This window comes from Pseudomonas medicaginis, assembly GCF_965119365.1.
Classification (GTDB): domain Bacteria; phylum Pseudomonadota; class Gammaproteobacteria; order Pseudomonadales; family Pseudomonadaceae; genus Aquipseudomonas.
In genome coordinates this window covers 3,578,977-3,596,947 of the sequence record NZ_OZ221631.1, presented here as the reverse complement: position 1 = coordinate 3,596,947, position 17,971 = coordinate 3,578,977, and the positions used below count along the sequence as shown (strand labels likewise).

The 17,971-nt window shown below is 60.8% G+C and carries 12 protein-coding genes; 10 read left to right on the top strand and 2 right to left on the bottom strand.

All coding sequences use genetic code 11. The features are described 5' to 3' along the window. Nucleotides 1-3: 3 nt before the first annotated feature. The 3 genes from pdxR (at nucleotide 4) to ACMTA2_RS15790 (ending at nucleotide 2,589) form a co-directional block, all read left to right on the top strand. Nucleotides 4-1,437, top strand: a complete 1,434-nt coding sequence (pdxR, locus tag ACMTA2_RS15800) for a MocR-like pyridoxine biosynthesis transcription factor PdxR (protein ID WP_413790724.1) — start codon at nucleotides 4-6, stop codon at nucleotides 1,435-1,437. A gap of 122 nt (nucleotides 1,438-1,559) precedes the next feature. Further along, a complete protein-coding gene (locus ACMTA2_RS15795) occupies nucleotides 1,560-1,853 on the top strand; it encodes an antibiotic biosynthesis monooxygenase family protein (protein WP_413790723.1) in 294 nt (97 codons plus the stop codon). Between the two features lie 334 nt (nucleotides 1,854-2,187). Beyond that, nucleotides 2,188-2,589, top strand: coding sequence for a cupin domain-containing protein (locus ACMTA2_RS15790; RefSeq protein ID WP_413790722.1), 402 nt, complete (start codon nucleotides 2,188-2,190; stop codon nucleotides 2,587-2,589). 185 nt (nucleotides 2,590-2,774) lie between these two features. Here ACMTA2_RS15790 and ACMTA2_RS15785 read toward each other — a convergent pair whose 3' ends face one another. Beyond that, nucleotides 2,775-7,643 (bottom strand): NAD-glutamate dehydrogenase, encoded by a 4,869-nt coding sequence (locus tag ACMTA2_RS15785; protein ID WP_413790721.1) that lies wholly within the window; start codon nucleotides 7,641-7,643, stop codon nucleotides 2,775-2,777. A gap of 429 nt (nucleotides 7,644-8,072) precedes the next feature. On the opposite strand from ACMTA2_RS15785, the gene ACMTA2_RS15780 reads away from it, so the two are divergent. Then, nucleotides 8,073-8,426 carry a hypothetical protein gene (locus ACMTA2_RS15780; protein ID WP_413790720.1) on the top strand — a complete coding sequence of 118 codons (354 nt, stop codon included), beginning with the start codon at nucleotides 8,073-8,075 and terminating at the stop codon, nucleotides 8,424-8,426. A gap of 89 nt (nucleotides 8,427-8,515) precedes the next feature. Here ACMTA2_RS15780 and ACMTA2_RS15775 read toward each other — a convergent pair whose 3' ends face one another. Further along, nucleotides 8,516-10,666 carry a WG repeat-containing protein gene (locus ACMTA2_RS15775; protein ID WP_413790719.1) on the bottom strand — a complete coding sequence of 717 codons (2,151 nt, stop codon included), beginning with the start codon at nucleotides 10,664-10,666 and terminating at the stop codon, nucleotides 8,516-8,518. 243 nt (nucleotides 10,667-10,909) lie between these two features. Here ACMTA2_RS15775 and ACMTA2_RS15770 point away from each other — a divergent pair, with 243 nt between their 5' ends. The 6 genes from ACMTA2_RS15770 (at nucleotide 10,910) to ACMTA2_RS15745 (ending at nucleotide 17,962) form a co-directional block, all read left to right on the top strand. Continuing rightward, nucleotides 10,910-11,935: a LacI family DNA-binding transcriptional regulator gene (locus ACMTA2_RS15770; RefSeq protein ID WP_413790718.1), complete on the top strand. Its 1,026-nt coding sequence runs from the start codon at nucleotides 10,910-10,912 to the stop codon at nucleotides 11,933-11,935. Nucleotides 11,936-12,085: 150 nt separating this feature from the next. After that, a complete protein-coding gene (locus tag ACMTA2_RS15765; RefSeq protein ID WP_413790717.1) occupies nucleotides 12,086-12,868 on the top strand; it encodes a sugar phosphate isomerase/epimerase family protein in 783 nt (260 codons plus the stop codon). Beyond that, nucleotides 12,861-13,841: a sugar kinase gene (locus tag ACMTA2_RS15760; RefSeq protein ID WP_413790716.1), complete on the top strand. Its 981-nt coding sequence runs from the start codon at nucleotides 12,861-12,863 to the stop codon at nucleotides 13,839-13,841. The genes ACMTA2_RS15765 and ACMTA2_RS15760 overlap by 8 nt, the downstream gene beginning before the upstream one ends. Before the next feature lie 82 nt (nucleotides 13,842-13,923). After that, nucleotides 13,924-15,222, top strand: a complete 1,299-nt coding sequence (locus ACMTA2_RS15755) for an MFS transporter (RefSeq protein ID WP_413790715.1) — start codon at nucleotides 13,924-13,926, stop codon at nucleotides 15,220-15,222. Between the two features lie 15 nt (nucleotides 15,223-15,237). Continuing rightward, nucleotides 15,238-16,215, top strand: coding sequence for a 2-hydroxyacid dehydrogenase (locus tag ACMTA2_RS15750; RefSeq protein WP_413790714.1), 978 nt, complete (start codon nucleotides 15,238-15,240; stop codon nucleotides 16,213-16,215). Between the two features lie 574 nt (nucleotides 16,216-16,789). Next, nucleotides 16,790-17,962 (top strand): YcaO-like family protein, encoded by a 1,173-nt coding sequence (locus ACMTA2_RS15745; RefSeq protein WP_413790713.1) that lies wholly within the window; start codon nucleotides 16,790-16,792, stop codon nucleotides 17,960-17,962. Nucleotides 17,963-17,971: the final 9 nt, after the last annotated feature.

Genomic DNA, 17,971 nt, shown 5'->3' with positions numbered 1-17,971 from the left:
GGTATGGAACTTCATGTTGTCATCAACGGCCGCAAGGACCTGTCGGGCCAGTTGTACCAACAATTGCGCAGCGCCATCGAAAGCGGCCGCCTGGCCGCCGGCACCCAACTGCCGCCCAGCCGCCTGCTGGCCGAGCAACTGGGGGTCTCGCGCAAGACCGTCTCCGACACCTACGCCCAACTGACCTACGAGAACTTCCTCACCGGCATCATCGGCAAAGGCACCTATGTCAATGCGCGGCCGGCCAAAGTCCTGCACAAGCAAAGCCATCGCGAGCTGGCCGGGGCCGACGTTGTCGAGGCCTGGCGCACCATGCCGGACCTGATGCGCCATCCCACCCTCGAAGGCGCGTTGCGTTACGACTTCATCGGCGGCGCCACCGGCAAGGGCCAGTTTCCGCTGGACGATTGGCGGCGCTGCACCGCCCACGCACTGCGCCAGATCGCCAGCGCCAAGGGCTTCTACAGCCAGCCCGAAGGCCTGCCGTCGCTGCGCAATGCCATTGCCCGGCACATCGCGTTTTCCCGCGGGGTCAATTGCCAGGACGAAGACGTCGTGGTGTGCAATGGCGCGCAGCAGGCCCTGGACCTGATCTCCCGGGTGTTGACCCGTCCCGGCAGCCTGGTGGCCATGGAAGATCCAGGTTATCCGCCGGCGCGCTTGCTGTTCGGCTCCCAGGGCGCCACGGTGGCCGGGGTGCCGGTGGACGAACAAGGCATGCGGGTGGACCTCATCCCCGACGGTACGCGGTTGATTTATGTGACGCCCTCCCACCAGTTCCCCCTGGGCATGCCCATGAGCCAGGCCCGCCGCGAGGCCTTGCTGGCGCGGGCCTATGAACTGGGGGCAATCATCATCGAAGACGACTACGACAGCGAGTTCCGCTACGAAGGCCGACCCACCGATTCGTTGCAGAGCATGGACGAGCGCGGGATCGTGGCTTACGTCGGCACCTTCTCCAAGACCTTGCTGCCGGAGCTGCGGCTCGGCTATGCGATCCTGCCGCCAGCGATTCTTGAAGCGGTGATCCTGGCCAAACGTCTCACCGACCAGCACACCTCCACGCTGCCCCAGTGGGCACTGGCCAAGTTCATCGCCGAAGGCTGCCTGCTCAAGCACATCCGCCGCTGCCACACTCTGTATGCCGGGCGCCGCGAGCGGATCCTGGCGCGCATGGCCGGGGACTTGTCACCCTGGTTCGAGGCCGTGCCCACCACCGCGGGCTTCCATATGGCGGTGTTGTGCAAGGTACCAATGGACCTGGCGCTGGTGATCGAGCTGGCGAAAAAAGCCGAGGTCGGGCTCTACCGCCTCGATGGCTTTTTCAATGATGTGCCCGTACGGCCGGGCCTGTTCTTCGGCTTCGGCGCTATCGAAACCCTGGATATAGACATCGCCCTCGACCGGTTGCGCGACATCCTGCAGCAGGTGGCCTGAAGATTGGACTGGGCATTTATCCGCCCATTGGCTGTTTGAGCCTTGCGCCACCAGGCCTATCCTGCACGGGTGTCATTGAGCGTGAGCAACCCCCGTCCGACATGATTCAGGAGCCTGAAACAATGTCTCGCCAAGTGATCAATACCGTACAGCTGCAGGCCACCGCCGGTCGCTCGGAAGAACTGGGCCGGCAATTGCAGCAAATCGTCGAGACCCTGCGCGCCCTCCCAGGCTGCGATGCCTACCTGGTCGACCGTTGCCCGGACAATGGCGACCGCTGGAACGTCAGCGCCCGCTGGCAGTCGGAAGCCGCCATGCAGGCCCACTTCAACTGCCCGGAAGTGCAAGGCTTCATCAGCCTGATCGACAACCGCCTGGCTCGAAGCGTGGACTTCAACAGTTTTCCGATTGTCTGAAACGCGCCGCTTTATTCCCGCCCGGCCAGATTGTGGTGAGGGGATTTATCCCCGCTGGGCTGCGAAGCAGACCCAAAAAGCTGGATGCAATTAGCCTGACACACCTGTGTGGCAAATTTTAGGGCTGCTTCGCAGCCCAACGGGGATAAATCCCCTCGCCACAAAGGTGCACGCCAGCTAATTGCACTGGCCAGCCCGCTGTAAATTCGTACTCACCCATTGGTCTACCCACCTTCCGAAAGATTGGACGTTTGCTTGCCCCACCCTAGGGCTTAGGGTGAGCCCATCGCCTCGACGGCGCGAAATCACTCGAAATCACCAAGGTCCATGCCCCATGAAAACCCTCTATCTGATCGCCGCCCTCAGCCTGCTGCCCCTTACCCAGGCCTTCGCCCATGAAGCCGCCCCTGAGAACGTCAAGGTGTTGCAAGAGCGAATGCTGAAAAATGTCCCCGGCAAGAAAGCCATGATGCTCACCGTCGACTACGCACCGGGCCAGTCGTCCATCGCCCACAAGCACGAGGGTACGGCGATGGCCTATGTACTCGAAGGCACCATTACCTCCCAGGTCAAAGGCGAGCCGGCGGTCACTTACAAGGCAGGCGAGTTCTGGTACGAAGCAGCAGGCTCCGAGCACCTGGTGTCGAAAAACGCCAGCACGAGCCAACCGGCGAAACTGCTGGTGTTCATGGTGATGGGAGAGGATGAAGCGGTATTGATACCGCTGAAAAACTGACAATCACAATACAAGCCATCCTGTGGGAGCGAGCTTGCTCGCGATGGCGGTGTATCAGTCAAGTTCAATGTCGCTGACCCACCGCTATCGCGAGCAAGCTCGCTCCCACAAGGGTCCACAGTGAATCCTGAAAGCAAAAAAAGCCCCGCATCTCTCGATGCGGGGCTTTTTCATTCAACGCCGGATCAGTTGGCCGTCACGACCGCCTGACCACTCAACGCCAGGTCCAGCAGTTCGCGGTTGGCGACCGCGTACATGGCGTAGTCGGTGCCGCTGGCGGCACGGATGTCCACCAGCATGGCGCGCCAGCGCTCGACCATTTCGCGATGCTGTTCGAGCCACAGCGCCAGGCGGGTTTCCACGTCCTGGGTCGCGTCGCCGTCCTGCAAGACCGAGATAGTGATCGCCCGTTGCTGCCAGTCGATGTCATCGCGGAACGCTTCACGGGCCAGTGCCTGCCAGTTGTTTTCCACCGGCAGGGCGCTGATCTGTTGCAGGTACCAGGTGATGTCCAGGGCGCTGCCCACGGCGAAGTAAGCCTTGGCCACATCGGCGGCGTTCTGGCCGGTAACGTCGGCCGCCTCGATGATCGGCAGCAAGGTGTACAGGTGCGTGGTGCCGGCAACCATGCGCGCCAGCAACTCCGGTACGCCGGCGGCCACGTAGGCCTGGTAACGGTTCTGCCAGCCTTCGCGGGTCGGACCTTCCAGCAACTCGTCGAGCTTGAGGCCCAACGCGGCCAGGTGCGGACCGAAGTGAGCGACGTCACGGGCAGCGTTCTGCTCGTTGCGACGGCTGCGCAGGAACCAGCGCGTGGCGCGACGCCCCAGGCGCATCAGCTCGTCCATCAACTCCAGTTGCACGTCGGCCGACACCTGGTGGTCCAGGGCTTCGATCTGACGGAACCAGTGTGGAAGGTGAAAGATGTCCCGCACGATCACATAGGCACCGGCCACGTTCGCCGGGCTCATGCCCGTAGACTCTTTCAACCGCTGGACGAAGGTGATGCCCATGTGGTTGACCAGGTCGTTGGCGATCTGGGTGCTGACGATCTCGCGTTTCAGGCGATGACGGCGCATGGCCTCGGAGAACTTGCTCACCAGCGTCGGCGGGAACGCGGTCTCCATGTCACGGGTCAGGTAGTCGTCGTCCGGTACCAGGGAGTTGAGCAGCGCTTCCTTGAGGTCGATCTTGCTGTAGGAGATCAGCACCGAGAGTTCGGCACGGGTCAGGCCGTGGCCCGCCGCGACACGTTCGGCCAGTTGCTCTTCAGTCGGCAGGAACTCGATGGCGCGGTCCAGCTTGCCCCGGGCTTCCAGGTCGTTCATCAGGCGCTTGTATTCGGCGATCCGCACGAAGGCGCGACGTGCCGCCAGGGACAGGGCCTGGGTCTGCTTGTAGTTGTTGCCCAACACCAGGCCACCGACTTCGTCGGTCATGCTCGCCAGCAACTGGTTGCGTTGCTTGTCGGTCATGTCGCCGGCCTGCACCACTTCGTTGAGCAGGATCTTGATGTTCACTTCGTGGTCGGAGCAGTCCACGCCGCCCGCGTTGTCGATGAAGTCGGTGTTGGAGCCGCCGCCGTTGAGGCCGAACTCGACGCGACCCAGTTGGGTCATGCCCAGGTTACCGCCCTCGCCCACGACCTTGCAGCGCAGTTCGTTGCCGTTCACGCGCAGCGCATCGTTGGCCTTGTCGCCGACATCGGCGTGGCTTTCGCTGCTGGCCTTGACGTAGGTGCCGATACCGCCGTTCCACAACAGGTCCACGGGGGCCTTGAGCAAGGCGTTGAGCAGTTCGGTCGGGGTCAGCTTGTCGGCCTTGATGTCGAAGCGTTCTTTCATCTGTGGCGAGATGGCGATGCTTTTCGCGCTACGCGAGAAGATACCTCCGCCTTCGGACATGAGGCTGGCGTCGTAGTCGGTCCAGGCCGAACGCGGCAGGTCGAACAGGCGTTTGCGCTCGGCAAAGCTGCTGGCCGGCTCCGGATTCGGGTCGATGAAGATGTGCAGGTGGTTGAAGGCCGCGACCAATTGCAGCTTGTCGGACATCAACAAGCCATTGCCGAACACGTCGCCGGCCATGTCGCCAACGCCCACCACGGTGATGCTGTCTTCCTGGACATTGATGCCGCGCTCGCGGAAATGGCGCTGCACGCCGACCCACGCGCCCTTGGCGGTGATGCCCATTTTCTTGTGGTCGTAGCCAGCCGAACCGCCGGAGGCGAACGCATCGCCCAGCCAGAAGCCATAGTCGATGGCGATGCCGTTGGCGATGTCGGAGAAGGTCGCAGTGCCCTTGTCCGCCGCTACCACCAGGTACGGGTCATCGTCGTCATGACGCACGACGTTGGCCGGCGGTACCAGCGCGCCGTCCTTCAGGTTGTCGGTGATGTCCAACAGGCCCGAGATGAAGATGCGGTAGCAGGCGATGCCCTCGGCCGCGATCTCGTCCCGGCTGCCGCCCAGCGGCAGGCGACGTGGCAGGAACCCGCCCTTGGCGCCCACGGGCACGATCACCGAGTTCTTCACTTGCTGGGCTTTTACCAGGCCCAGCACTTCGGTGCGGTAGTCTTCTTCACGGTCGGACCAGCGCAGGCCACCGCGGGCAACGTTGCCGAAGCGCAGGTGCACGCCTTCGACCCGTGGCGAGTAGACGAAGATCTCGAACTTGGGCACCGGTTTCGGCAGTTCCGGGATCAGGTGCGGGTTGAACTTGAAGCTGAAGTAGGACTTGTTCTGGCCGTTGGCGTCGGTCTGGTAGAAGTTGGTCCGCAGGGTGGCCTTGATCAGGTCCAGGTAGCGACGCAGGATGCGGTCTTCGTTGAGTACCTGGACGTCGTCCAGGGCCGAGAGGATCGCCTGTTCCAGGCGCAGCTGCTTGTCTTCCAGGTCATCGCCGCTGAGTTTGCGCGCCAGGTAGAAGCGGGTCTTGAACAACCGGGTCAATTCGCGAGCGATGTCGGTGTGGTTGTTCAGGGTGCTGGCGATATAACCCAGGTCGAAGCCCAGGCGGATCTGCTTCAGGTAACGGGCGTAGGCACGCAGCAGCGCCACGTCGCGCCATGGCAGGCCGGCGGTCAGCACCAGGCGGTTGAACGCATCATTCTCGGCATCGCCACGCACGATGTGGACGAAGGCGTCCTGCAAGGTGTCGTTGAGTTGCTGGATATCCAGGTCCAGGCCTTCGGCGGCGGTGAACGCGAAATCATGGATCCAGAACTCGCGGCCGTTGGTGTGGCGCAGGCGGTACGGGAATTCACCCAGCACGCGCAGACCGAGGTTTTCCAGGATCGGCAGCACGTCGGACAGCGCCAGCGGCGTGTCGGCGTGGTACAGCTTGCAGTGCAGCTCGCGCTGGCCAGAGACCTGGCCCAACGGCTGGTAGAAGCTCATGACCAGCGGGTTCTTTTCGTTCAGGCTCAGCAGGTGCTGCATGTCGACCACGGCCGAGTGCGCGGCAAAGCGCTCGCGGTAGCCGGCCGGGAAGCCCTTCGGGAAGTCCGACAGCACGTTGGTGCCCTGGGCTTCGCCGAAGCTCTCGATGACCAGGCTGGCGTAGTCGTCCTTCCAGCTGCGGCAGGCCTGCACGACTTCTTTTTCCAGCAGCAACGGGTCGATGTCGATGCGGTTCTTCGGGTCCACCCGCAGGATCAACTGCACACGGGCCAGTACGGACTCGGAGAAGAAGGTCCAGAACTCGCAGTCCGAGGCCTTCAGGCGATCCATCAGCACTTGCTGGATCTTCTGGCGCACTTCGGTGGAATAGATGTCACGTGGCACGTAGGCCAGGCAGTAGCAGAAACGGCCATACGGGTCTTTGCGCAAGAACACGCGAATCTTGTTGCGTTCCTGGATCTGCACGATGGACATGACGGTGCTGAACAGCTCGTCCACCGGGGTCTGGAACAGGTCGTCACGGGGCAGCACTTCGACCACCTGGGCCAGTTCCTTGCCCAGGTGCGCCTTGGCCTGGAAGCCCGAGCGACGCTCGATTTCCGCGACCTTGCGGCGGATGTACGGGATGACCCGCACGCTCTCGCCATACACCGAGGAGGTGTACAGGCCCATGAAGCGGCATTCCTTGATGACCTGGCCGTTGGCGTCGATTTCACGGATCGACACGTAGTCCGGGTAGGCCGGACGGTGTACGCGGCTCGGGTGCGCGGCCTTGGCGAACGACAGCGGCGTCGGTTCGCGCAGGTAATTGACGGCGTAGTCTTCGATGCGCAGGTCTTCGGCGGTCAGGCCGGCGCGCAGCAATTTGGTCAGCCCCAGGAACGAGTCCGGGTTGTACTCGATGTGGCCACCGTCGGCCTCGTCGCGCACCACGAACTCTTCGTAGCCCAGGAAAGTGAAGTGGTTACCCACCAGCCATTCCAGGAAGCTCTTGATCTCGCTCTTTTCATCAGCGTCGATGGCGTAGGCGCTGCTGTCCAGGCTGTCGAGGATTTCCTGGACCTTGGCTTTCATCGGTTCGAAGTCGGCCACGGCCACGCGCACTTCGCCCAGCACTTGCTCGAGTTCCTTGCTCAGGACGTTGAGTTCGGCGGCGTTGGCGCAGCGGTCGATCTCCAGGTACATCAACGACTCTTGCAGGATGTCGTCGCCCTGGGTGCCTTTTGGCAGGATTTCCAGCAACTCGCCCTTGCTGCCGCGACGCACGCTCAGCACGGTGGTTTGCAGGGTATGGATGCTGTAGCCGCGACGGTTCAGCTCGGTGCGGACCGAGTCCACCAGGAACGGCAGGTCGTGGTGCAACACTTCCACTGCCGTGTGGGTGGACTGCCAGCCGTGGCGTTCGTAATCGGGGTTGTAGACGCGCACCTGCGGTTGCGTGTGATCGAAGCGCTCAAGCAGGCGCCAGGCAGACAGGGTGCAGCCGGCGAGGTCGGACAACCGGCGTTGGGTGAGTTCATCGAGGGAAATGATGCCGAAGAATTGTTCAGCGAACAGCGCCACTTGTGGCAGTGCCTGTTCACTGATGTGCTGCGCCAGTGCCGCTTGCAGTTGGTGCTGGAAGTCGGCTTTGCTGGCTGCGGTGAAGAACGCCATCTGTGGTACTCCGCTTGGGCTTGTTATTGATTGAAGCGTCGCGTGCAACCCCGGAGGGGCTGTCGGCCATCCCGTTCCTGATTCTCGGGCAGAGGAAACAGGACGACAGGTGGGTGAAGCTGGACAGGACCGGCAGGTCACATCCTTTTCCATGTAATTTCATGCCATGGACACCTGCAAAAACCACCCCCGGGTGGACTTTGCAGGAGCACATCCGTTGCGCAGCTTAACGAGTGCGACAATGTGCCTGCTTGCAGCGCTGCGACATATTCGGTCATCGGCAAGCTAAACCGGCCCGAGTTCATCGAACAACCCTAGCAGCCTCAGGGCCAAACGACACCCTGAGGTGGTAATCCAGCAGAAAATCGTTCGGGCTGGCAGAATCCACTTTTTGCACCCGGCGGGTGCATCGAGCCAGGAGCTATCACCATGCAAATGACCACCGCCCTTCTGATCGCCAACCCGTGCGACGACGAAGAAGACAACATGGCCATGCTCTGCTGCCACAGTGCCCAGGGCGAAATGTTCCTGATGACCCGCTACCCCGACGAAGACGAACTGGAAATCGCCCTCGATGGCGAGCCTTCGACGCTGGACGGCGTCAAGGTCACCCTCAGCCCTACCCGCCTGCTGATCGAAATCGCCCCGGCGGACGCCGATGCGCTCAACGGCGACGATGTGCTGGAAATCATCCACGACACCGATGGGGCGGACCTGGCGGAAGTGGAACTGACGTTGCAGAACATCCTCAAGGGGACGGGCACCTATATAAGCCAGCTCTGAACCCTGTCGGGCTTGATCGTTCCCACTCGGAGTGTGAGGAACGATCAAGCCCGACCCTCTTGCAGGGCGAGGGATCCATGCACCGGCTGTTATTCGTCTTTCTGCACCAGATTGCCATCAGCGTCATAGACCAGGTACGCGTCGCTATCATTCGGGTCCCTCACGTAATAACGGGCCTCATTGCCGTTATCTGGCACCTCCAGGCTGGTGTAGGCACCCAGTTCCTTGATCAGTTTGTTGTTTTGACTGATCAGGACCAGGGAACCACCACCGGCCCGAATGGCTGCTGCGTACCGAGTCTGGAACGCGTTGAGCTGGCTGTACTCCAGCGGGACTCGTAAGGTGCCCGCCAGGTCGATGGCGCCATAGCTGCCATCGCGTCCGACCACCGCCATGCCGTTGGAAAACGGTTCCACCTCGTCATACGGTAACGTGATGGGCAGCCGCGTCCCCTGGCGATTGATAAAAGCAAACTTCCTGCTTTTAGCGTCTTGCACCAACAGCGGTTGCTGCCCGACCAACCGGCCTATCACGTTGTCACCCTGCAGGTTGATCCGTTTACCGTCCAGGTCGAAAACGTTCTGACGACTCCGGTCGGCAGAGCTGGCGTAGAGCAAACCCTCGCTGTGCTCGATGCCTGAGAACTGCGCCGGCAGGATTTCCTTGCCGTCCAGGGTATAGGCGCCGTAGAGGCCTTCCATGACATCGGTTCGTTTGCCGAGACGGGCAATGAACACGTTGCCAGTCACGGTGGGGTTGACGAATTTCATCGGCAATACGAAACGATGCTCCTTGGCATCGTAGAGCCCATAAGGTCCGTTGGTTTCCCGCTCCACCAACAGCAGGCCATTGCTCAACCTTTCGGTGATGTATTCGAACGGCAGGTCCACGAGCTTGTTGCTGCCGGCAGGAAAATAGGCGAGCTGGCTGTGCAATTCCTGCCAGCCCGATTCGGGGTCGCTGGATTTCTCCGGGGTCAACAACGTGTAGGTATCCGCCATCAGGCTGTCTTGCACCTGCACCCAACGGGGCTTGATCAACCACTGGCCGGCCTGGTCGATGAAGCCGTAACGCTCGGCGTTCCGGTCCAGAGCGATGTAACGCGCCTGCTCCGCCAGGACGTTGTCGACCTGGGTGAACTCAACGGTGTCGTCTTCCATCGGCTCGAGCACATGAATGACGATACGTTGCGGGGTGGCCTCGTATCGATAGTCGACCTCGGTGTTTGTCAACGGCCCCACTTGAGCGGCCAACGCCTCGGTCAAGCGCTCCAACTGCTGTTGCACCGCCCGGCCGGTCTTGAACTGCTGGAGATCGTCCCTGGTCTGCAGCAGCGCTTTGTAATAATCATGTAACGCCGCGATATCGCCGTCGGAGGGGAACGTCCGGGCGTTGTGACCGTGGCTGTAGAGGGCCCTGCCGGCGTCGTCCAGCCCCTGCACCACAAACGTCGACCCTTTCGGTGTACTCAAGCGCACAGAGGCGCTGGCATCGCCCAGTGCGGTGAGCAGGAAGGACTGGCCGTCGTCCAGGGTGACTTTCGGGTGATCCTTGTCCAGCACCACTTTCTTGAACGCTGGATAGCTGCGGTAGGCGACCGTCAAGCCGAGACTCGCCAGCGGTTTGTTCACCGACAGTGCGAAGGCATCATGGGACGCGATCATGTCGTCGGGCTCAACCTTGGGCGGCGCCTTGACCTCGGCAAAGGTGTTTTCGCTACCATCGCGAAAGCGCAACCGCTGCGGCAGGTACTGCTCGGCCGCCGGCTCATCCGGCGTGGCGGCGCGCTTCCAGAGCGGATCGAGACGGCTGGTATCGAGCCTCACTTCGGAACTATCGGCGTACAGCTTTTGGGCAAAACGCAGGTCCTGGACCGACGCCAGCGCACTTTTCAGTTGCGCTTTGGTGAACGGGACAAACAGCGGCTCGTATTGCAACGGCTGCTCGGCGGCGGACTCGGTCGTCGACAGGGTAAGGCTCAATTGCGCGTCACTGACCAGCGCAAGGGACCTGAGGGTTTCACCGGTGTCCTGAATCAAGTAATTGAGGCGTTTCTCCACTTCAGGCGGCGCGAGGGTGCCGATGTCTTCCATGCCCCCTTCATTCAGTTGCTCGACGGCGAAACCTTCATCAGCCGGCGCGCGGCTGTGGCGAAACAGGTAATAGGACGTACAGCCCACCACCAACAGGGTCACACTCAGTATCGACAGCAATCTCAAACGAGGCTGGGTAAAGTTCATGGTGGCTTCGGCAGTCAAGGGGCTGGGAAAGGCAGGCAGCTAACCACACGACCTTGGGCGCTGCAAATTGCCCGGCTGGCCCGGTTCTGCTGAAGACCTGCCGGATCGTCACCCCCTGTCCGAATGAAACGACCACCGCCGGTCGTCCCCCTGCCAAGTCATCCTTGACGACCCATTGTGTTCTGGTGTTTCCTGAAACCGGTTTCAGAGCCGCTAATAAATTCAATAAGCAGGTTTCAATCCGTGAATTTTTTTTCCACCGCCCAGCGCAACCGCGTGACCATGCTTGACGTCGCCGAACGTGCAGGGGTCTCCAAGGCCAGTGTCTCGCGTTTCATTGGCGAAGACCGCGCCCTGCTCTCCGAGGCCATTGCCCGGCGTATCGAGCAGGCCATCAGCGAGCTGGGCTACCGGCCAAACCAGATGGCCCGCGGCCTCAAGCGCGGGCGCACACGCCTGATCGGCATGCTGGTGGCCGATATCCGCAACCCCTATTCGATCGCTGTGATGCATGGCGTGGAAACCGCCTGTCGTCGCCATGGCTATAGCCTGGTGGTGTGCAACACCGACCGCGACGACGAGCAGGAGCGCCAGCACCTGGCGCTGCTGCGCGCCTACAACATCGAAGGGCTGATCGTGAACACGTTGGGTCACCACCGTGACGAATTGTTCGAACTACGCAGCGAAATGCCCCTGGTGCTGGTGGATCGCAAGGTCGATCGGCTCGACAGCGACCTGGTCGGGCTGGACAACCCAAAGGCCGTCGAAATGGCCCTCGATCACCTCGAACAACAGGGCTACCGCGAGGTGTTGCTGGTGACCGAACCGTTTGACGGCACCAGTTCGCGAATCGAACGGGTCGAGAGTTTCAAGGCTGGCATCACGCGACGCCCTGCCCTGACCGGCGCCGCGGTGGAAACCTGCGACCAATTGAGCGCGCGCATCAAGGCTTTCCTGGCCCAACCAGGCCCCGGCCTCAAGGCGTTGTTCTGTGCCAACGGCATTGCCGCGTTGGCCGCCACGACGGTGTTGCGCGAGCTGGGTTGTCACTTGTTCGACGACGTGGGCCTGATTGCCCTCGACGACCTCGATTGGTACCCCTTGGTAGGCAGCGGCATCACGGCCCTGGCCCAACCGACGGCGGAGATCGGCGCCAGTGCGTTCGAGTGTCTGCTCAAGCGTTTGCGCGGGGACAGTGGGCCGGTGCGGACGCTGGATTTTGCGGCGCGGTTGATTGAGCGTGGGTCGACGCTTGGGAATGGTCGGTGATGGTGAGGGCCCTATCGCGAGCAAGCTCGCTCCCACAGGGATCTTCAGTGCGCCACAGATCCAATGTGGGAGCGAGCTTGCTCGCGATGAGGCCCTGAAGCACACCCCTTTTTTTTGCACAAAACTGAAACCGGTTTCAGAGGTATAACAATGCACACCCCACCCGTTTCCATCAGTCTTTCCAGCTACGGCGCCGACCTGGTACGGCAACAAGGCCAAGGCAGTTTCATCGACCTGCTGGCCGCCGCCGGCGCTTCGCACATCGAATGGCGCGAAGAGTTGCTTACCACCGAGCAACCCATGGAACTGGCCAACGCCGCCCGGGCCCGGGGGCTGCACAGCATCTTCTCGTCGCCACTGGAACTGTGGCTCGCCGGCCAGTCCAGGCCCAACCCAGCCCTGGCCCCGGCCCTGCAACGGGCCGAGGCGTTCGGCTCGACCTGGTTGAAAGTCTCCCTCGGCCACTTCACCGACTCCAATGACCTGGCGGCACTGGCCCAGGTACTCGCCGCAAGCCCGGTGCAGTTACTGGTGGAAAACGACCAGACCTTGCAAGGCGGACGGATCGAACCGATGCAACGCTTCTTCAACGCAGCACAAGCGCACGCACTGCCCGTCGCCATGACCTTCGACATTGGCAACTGGCAATGGCAGGACCAGTCGGCCGCCGTGGCCGCCCGGCAGCTCGGACGGCATGTAGCGTATGTGCATTGCAAGGCCGTGGCCCGACGCGACGACGGCAGACTCGTCGCGATGCCTCCAGCCATGAGCGACCTGCACCTGTGGGAACAACTGCTCAAGCACATGGCCCCTGACGTGATGCGCGCCGCCGAATATCCGCTGCAGGGCGATGACCTGCTGCAATTGACCACCCGCCATGTCGCCGCCCTGTCCCGTCTCGGGCAATCGCGCCGGGAGCCTGTCCATGTCTGAATTCGATGTGTTGTCGTTCGGCGAAACCATGGCGATGCTGGTGGCAGACCAGCGCGGAGACCTGGCCAGCGTCGACCAGTTTCACAAACGCATTGCCGGGGCCGACAGCAACGTGGCCATCGGCCTGTCACGACTGGGCTTCAAGGTAGGGTGGCTGAGCCGGGTCGGCGCCGATTCCCTGGGACGCTTCGTGACGCAGACCCTGGAAAACGAAGGCTTGGATTGTCGCCACGTGGCGATCGATCCGGAGCACCCCACCGGCTTTCAGTTCAAGTCCCATACCGTCGATGGCAGCGATCCGCAAGTCGAGTATTTCCGGCGCAGCTCGGCGGCCAGCCATCTGTCGATCGACTCCATCGCGCCAGCGCTGCTGGACGCCCGTCACTTGCACGCCACCGGCATCGTCCCGGCGTTGTCGAACATGGCCCGCGACATGTCCTTTGAATTGATGAGCCGCATGCGCGAGACCGGCCGCAGCCTGTCGTTCGACCCCAACCTGAGGCCGAGCCTGTGGGGCAGCGAGTCGATGATGATCACTGAAATCAATCGTCTCGCCGCCCTCGCCCACTGGGTCTTGCCGGGGCTCGGCGAAGGCCGACTGCTGACCGGCTTCGACGACCCGGCCGACATCGCCGCGTTTTACCTGGACCAGGGCGCCGAAATCGTCGTGATCAAGCTTGGCGCGGACGGCGCCTATTACCGTACGCCGCAGGACCAAGGCGTCATCCCCGGCGTGCCCGTGGCCCGCGTGGTGGACACCGTGGGCGCCGGTGATGGCTTCGCCGTGGGCCTGATCAGCGCATTGCTCGAAGGCCATGCCATCACCGAGGCCGTGCGGCGCGCCAACTGGATTGGCAGCCGCGCGGTGCAGAGCCGTGGGGATATGGAGGGGCTGCCGACCCGCACCGAGTTATTGGCTGAATTTGAAACCGCCTATCGCGAGCAAGCTCGCTCCCACAGGGGATCGAGTTAACCCCTGTGGGAGCTTGCTCGCGATAGAACCACCACAAAACGCACCTGCTGCAACAAAAACAACAAGCTCAGGAGTCAACGACATGCAAACGCTCAACCTCGCCACCCGCCGCTGGTGGTACATCATGCCCATCGTGTTCATCACCTACAGCCTGGCCTACCTCGACCGGGCCAACTATGGATTCGCCGCCGCCTCGGGTATGGCCGAGGACCTGATGATCACCCCGGGGCTGTCGTCGCTGCTGGGGGCACTGTTTTTCCTCGGCTACTTTTTCTTCCAGGTCCCGGGGGCGATCTACGCACAAAAACACAGTGTGAAAAAGCTGATCTTCGTCAGCCTGATCCTCTGGGGTTCACTGGCCACCTTGACGGGTGTGGTCTCCAGCGCCTACTGGCTGATCGTGATCCGCTTCATGCTTGGAGTGGTCGAGGCGGCAGTGATGCCGGCGATGCTGGTGTACTTGTGTCATTGGTTCACCCGGGCCGAACGTTCGCGCGCCAATACCTTCCTGATCCTCGGCAACCCGGTGACCATGCTGTGGATGTCGGTGGTGTCGGGTTACCTGGTGCAGCAATTCGACTGGCGCTGGATGTTCATCATCGAAGGCCTGCCGGCGGTGCTCTGGGCTTTTATCTGGTGGCGCCTGGCCGATGATCGCCCGGCCCAGGCCAAGTGGCTCAGCGACCAGGAAAAACACGACCTGGAAAGCGTCTTGGCGGCCGAACAGGTCGGCATCAAGGCGGTGAAAAACTACGCCGAAGCCTTCCGTTCCCCCAAGGTGATCATCCTGGCGTTGCAGTTTTTCTGCTGGAGCATTGGCGTCTACGGATTTGTGCTCTGGTTGCCGTCGATCCTCAAGGCCGGCCTTCAGATGAACATGGTCGAGGCCGGGTGGCTGTCGTCCTTGCCGTACCTGGCGGCGGTGATCGGCATGCTGGTGGTGTCCTGGGCGTCGGACAAGGCGCAAAAGCGCAAGCGTTTTGTCTGGCCGCCGCTGCTGATCGCCTCCATCGCGTTCTACGCCTCCTACCTGCTGGGGGCCGAGCATTTCTGGTGGTCCTATGGCTTGCTGGTGGTCGCCGGCGCTTGCATGTATGCGCCGTATGGTCCGTTCTTCGCCATCGTTCCGGAAATCCTCCCGGCCAATGTCGCCGGCGGCGCCATGGCGCTGATCAACAGCATGGGCGCGCTGGGCTCGTTCGGCGGCTCGTACCTGGTGGGCTACCTCAACGGCACCACAGGCTCCCCTGGCATGTCCTTCCTGCTGATGAGCGGCGCGTTACTGCTGTCAGTCGTGCTAACCCTCGCCCTCAAGCCCGGCGCCAGCGACCGGACCGTCCCCCACAACGCGGCGCCACACCCGACGCCTGCCCGTTCCTGAATCGAGACCCTCCCCATGAAAAAACACGTGGTGTTGTACAAAGCGCTGTCACCTCAATTGATGGCTCGCCTGCAAGCCCAGGCCCACGTCACGCTCATCGAACACCTCGATGCCCAAGGCCTGGCGCAACTGCGCGACGCCCTCCCCACGGCCCACGGCCTGCTGGGCGCCAGCCTCAAACTGGATGCGGCGCTGCTGGACCTGGCGCCGAACCTGCAAGCCATCGCCAGCGTCTCGGTGGGGGTCGATAACTACGACATCGACTACCTGACCGAGCGCCGGATCCTGCTCAGCAATACGCCGGACGTGCTGACCGAAACCACCGCGGACACCGGTTTCGCCCTGATCCTGGCAACCGCCCGGCGCGTGGTGGAACTGGCAAACCTGGTCCGCGAAGGTGGTTGGCAACAGAGCATCGGCCCCCGGCATTTCGGCACCGATGTCCATGGCAAGACCCTGGGCATCATCGGTATGGGCCGCATCGGCGAAGCCTTGGCCCAGCGTGGGCACTTCGGTTTCGGCATGCCCGTGCTCTACCACAGTCATTCGCCCAAGCCCGCCGTCGAGCAGCGTTTCGGTGCGCGTTACTGCAGTCTCGAAACATTGTTGCAAGAGGCGGATTTCGTTTGCCTGACCTTGCCTTTGACGGCTGAAACCCAAGGGTTGATCGATGCGCAGGCGTTTGCCCGAATGCGTCCCGAGACCCTCTTCATCAATATTTCCCGAGGCAAGGTGGTGGACGAAGCGGCACTGATCGATGCCCTGCGCAACGGCCAGATCCGTGGCGCGGGGCTGGATGTGTTCGAGCGCGAGCCCTTGAGTGCGGATTCGCCGCTACTGCAGATGGACAACGTGGTGGCGACACCGCACATGGGCTCGGCCACCCACGAGACCCGGGAAGCGATGGCGCGCTGCGCGGTGGACAATCTGTTGGCGGCGTTGGCGGGTGAGCGGCCGGTGAATCTGGTGAATGCGGGGGTGTGGGTAGGCTGACGTATTGCCGCCTTCGAATATGCCATCGCAAGCAGGATCGCGATGGCAACCGTATCCATTCAGACCTGCACAAAAACAACCTTCCCGGACACACCCGCCTGAGAACACTTCTGCAAGCTTGTCGGATGGCCCTTTCGATCCGCTCTTAAAATAATATAAACATTCCAAACGACGAAAATAGTAGCGAGAAACGACAATTTCAACAAAGCAGCTACATTCCTACATCGCCCTCCTACTCAACGGCAAGAACGAACCTACGATAGCCTCGGAAGTCCCGCAATAGCCTTCACCCCACCTCAATGTTATTAATTAATCACTTGCGAACACACGCAAGTTGGGCGCTCGCGTCGCGACGCCCATTAACTACATTGGAGTAAATCAACATGGGCAGAAAACGCTCTGAAATAAATAACACCTTCTTCGGCCTGCCACAGGCATTAGGTTTTTCTAAAGGCCTACTCGAAACGGAAGCCGATTTTTTTGCATCACTGATCAATTAAACTGGTGACCGATTAAATATCGGCGAACAGATGCCGAAAGGATCTCCTTTCGGCATCCATTAACGGAGAGCCATATGCCTGAACGAGAACTAGCACCCACCGAAGCGCTATTCAATATCATGTCCACGCTTCATACACTGGGCCTCAGCGCAGTAACACGGTACACGACACCATCCAAGCTGGTAGCGACGGCAGAGCTGTTTGATGGCAACGATAATCTAGTTGAATCGGGGGCTGGCAAGGGACCAGACTCACTCATAGGCGCACTCGCAGAAAGTATTGAACACTTCAGCACCTTTCAGCCGCTTGCTGATTCTCCCCCACGGTACCGCTCCGACAAGATAGCTACTCAAAAAGCCGTTACAGAAGATGGGATTTTTACCAGCCTGCCTCACACCGAAAAATTAATTGAATGTTATAGGCTTACGTCGCTCAACAACAATGAAGAGTTATTCGCTCCTTGCGCCCTTCTATGCCCGAAAACGACGCGATCCGTCCACGAAGATTCGAATTCTGCATTGCATTTTCTATCTCGCTACTCATCAAACTCAGGAATTGCTTTTGGTTGCACAGAGAACGAAGCACTGTTACATGGTACCCACGAAATAATCGAGAGGCATATTCTGTCTCTTTTCTATATGGCTATCTGTGGTCTCGGCCCGGCAATGGAACTGTACACGCCTTCTACCGCCTTGCTTGAAACAGCGCTGAGGGACCACCCCTCTGCCTTGGCGTCAGCGAGTAAACTGCAAGTGATTATTATCAAGGATGTGCTGTCAGTTTATTTTGCTGTGGCATTTCCCAAAGCCGGCCCTGGATCTCACCATCTTTCACCCATTGGCTCCGGATGCTCGCTTGAAATCCATACTGCCATCCAAAGAGCAATTACTGAACAGTTCCAGTCCGAGAACTTATATGATGCAACTGAAGAATCTATAGATAGAGAAGCCTTTGATTTGCTATCCCAATCAAAGCACCTGAAACTTCTGATTGACTTCGCACCAATCACAAGAGTAGCACTTCCCATCATTGACAATCCTGCACACATCGACCCCGCAACAGTTTCCGCACAATTAGAAGTACTGCAAAAAAACCTTTCAAATGCAGGATTGAAAATATTCCGTCGAACCGTAGCCCGCTTTTCAAGCAACAGCCTTGTCACTCAAGTTTATATCCCAGGACTTGAGCGCTTCAATATCATTAGGAACGGTCGCTTGGTGGCGCCTCAGCACGTGTTGCGCGGTTGAACTATCGAA

Bases quoted from the DNA above. Each gene is read 5' to 3' on its own strand.
- ACMTA2_RS15795 (WP_413790723.1), top strand. From the start codon at position 1,560: ATGTCTCGCCAAGTGATCAATACCGTACAGCTGCAGGCCACCGCCGGT.
- ACMTA2_RS15750 (WP_413790714.1), top strand. From the start codon at position 15,238: ATGAAAAAACACGTGGTGTTGTACAAAGCGCTGTCACCTCAATTGATG.
- ACMTA2_RS15765 (WP_413790717.1), top strand. From the start codon at position 12,086: ATGCACACCCCACCCGTTTCCATCAGTCTTTCCAGCTACGGCGCCGAC.
- ACMTA2_RS15780 (WP_413790720.1), top strand. From the start codon at position 8,073: ATGCAAATGACCACCGCCCTTCTGATCGCCAACCCGTGCGACGACGAA.
- ACMTA2_RS15745 (WP_413790713.1), top strand. From the start codon at position 16,790: ATGCCTGAACGAGAACTAGCACCCACCGAAGCGCTATTCAATATCATG.
- ACMTA2_RS15775 (WP_413790719.1), bottom strand. From the start codon at position 10,666: ATGAACTTTACCCAGCCTCGTTTGAGATTGCTGTCGATACTGAGTGTG.
- ACMTA2_RS15760 (WP_413790716.1), top strand. From the start codon at position 12,861: ATGTCTGAATTCGATGTGTTGTCGTTCGGCGAAACCATGGCGATGCTG.
- ACMTA2_RS15790 (WP_413790722.1), top strand. From the start codon at position 2,188: ATGAAAACCCTCTATCTGATCGCCGCCCTCAGCCTGCTGCCCCTTACC.
- ACMTA2_RS15755 (WP_413790715.1), top strand. From the start codon at position 13,924: ATGCAAACGCTCAACCTCGCCACCCGCCGCTGGTGGTACATCATGCCC.
- pdxR (WP_413790724.1), top strand. From the start codon at position 4: ATGGAACTTCATGTTGTCATCAACGGCCGCAAGGACCTGTCGGGCCAG.
- ACMTA2_RS15785 (WP_413790721.1), bottom strand. From the start codon at position 7,643: ATGGCGTTCTTCACCGCAGCCAGCAAAGCCGACTTCCAGCACCAACTG.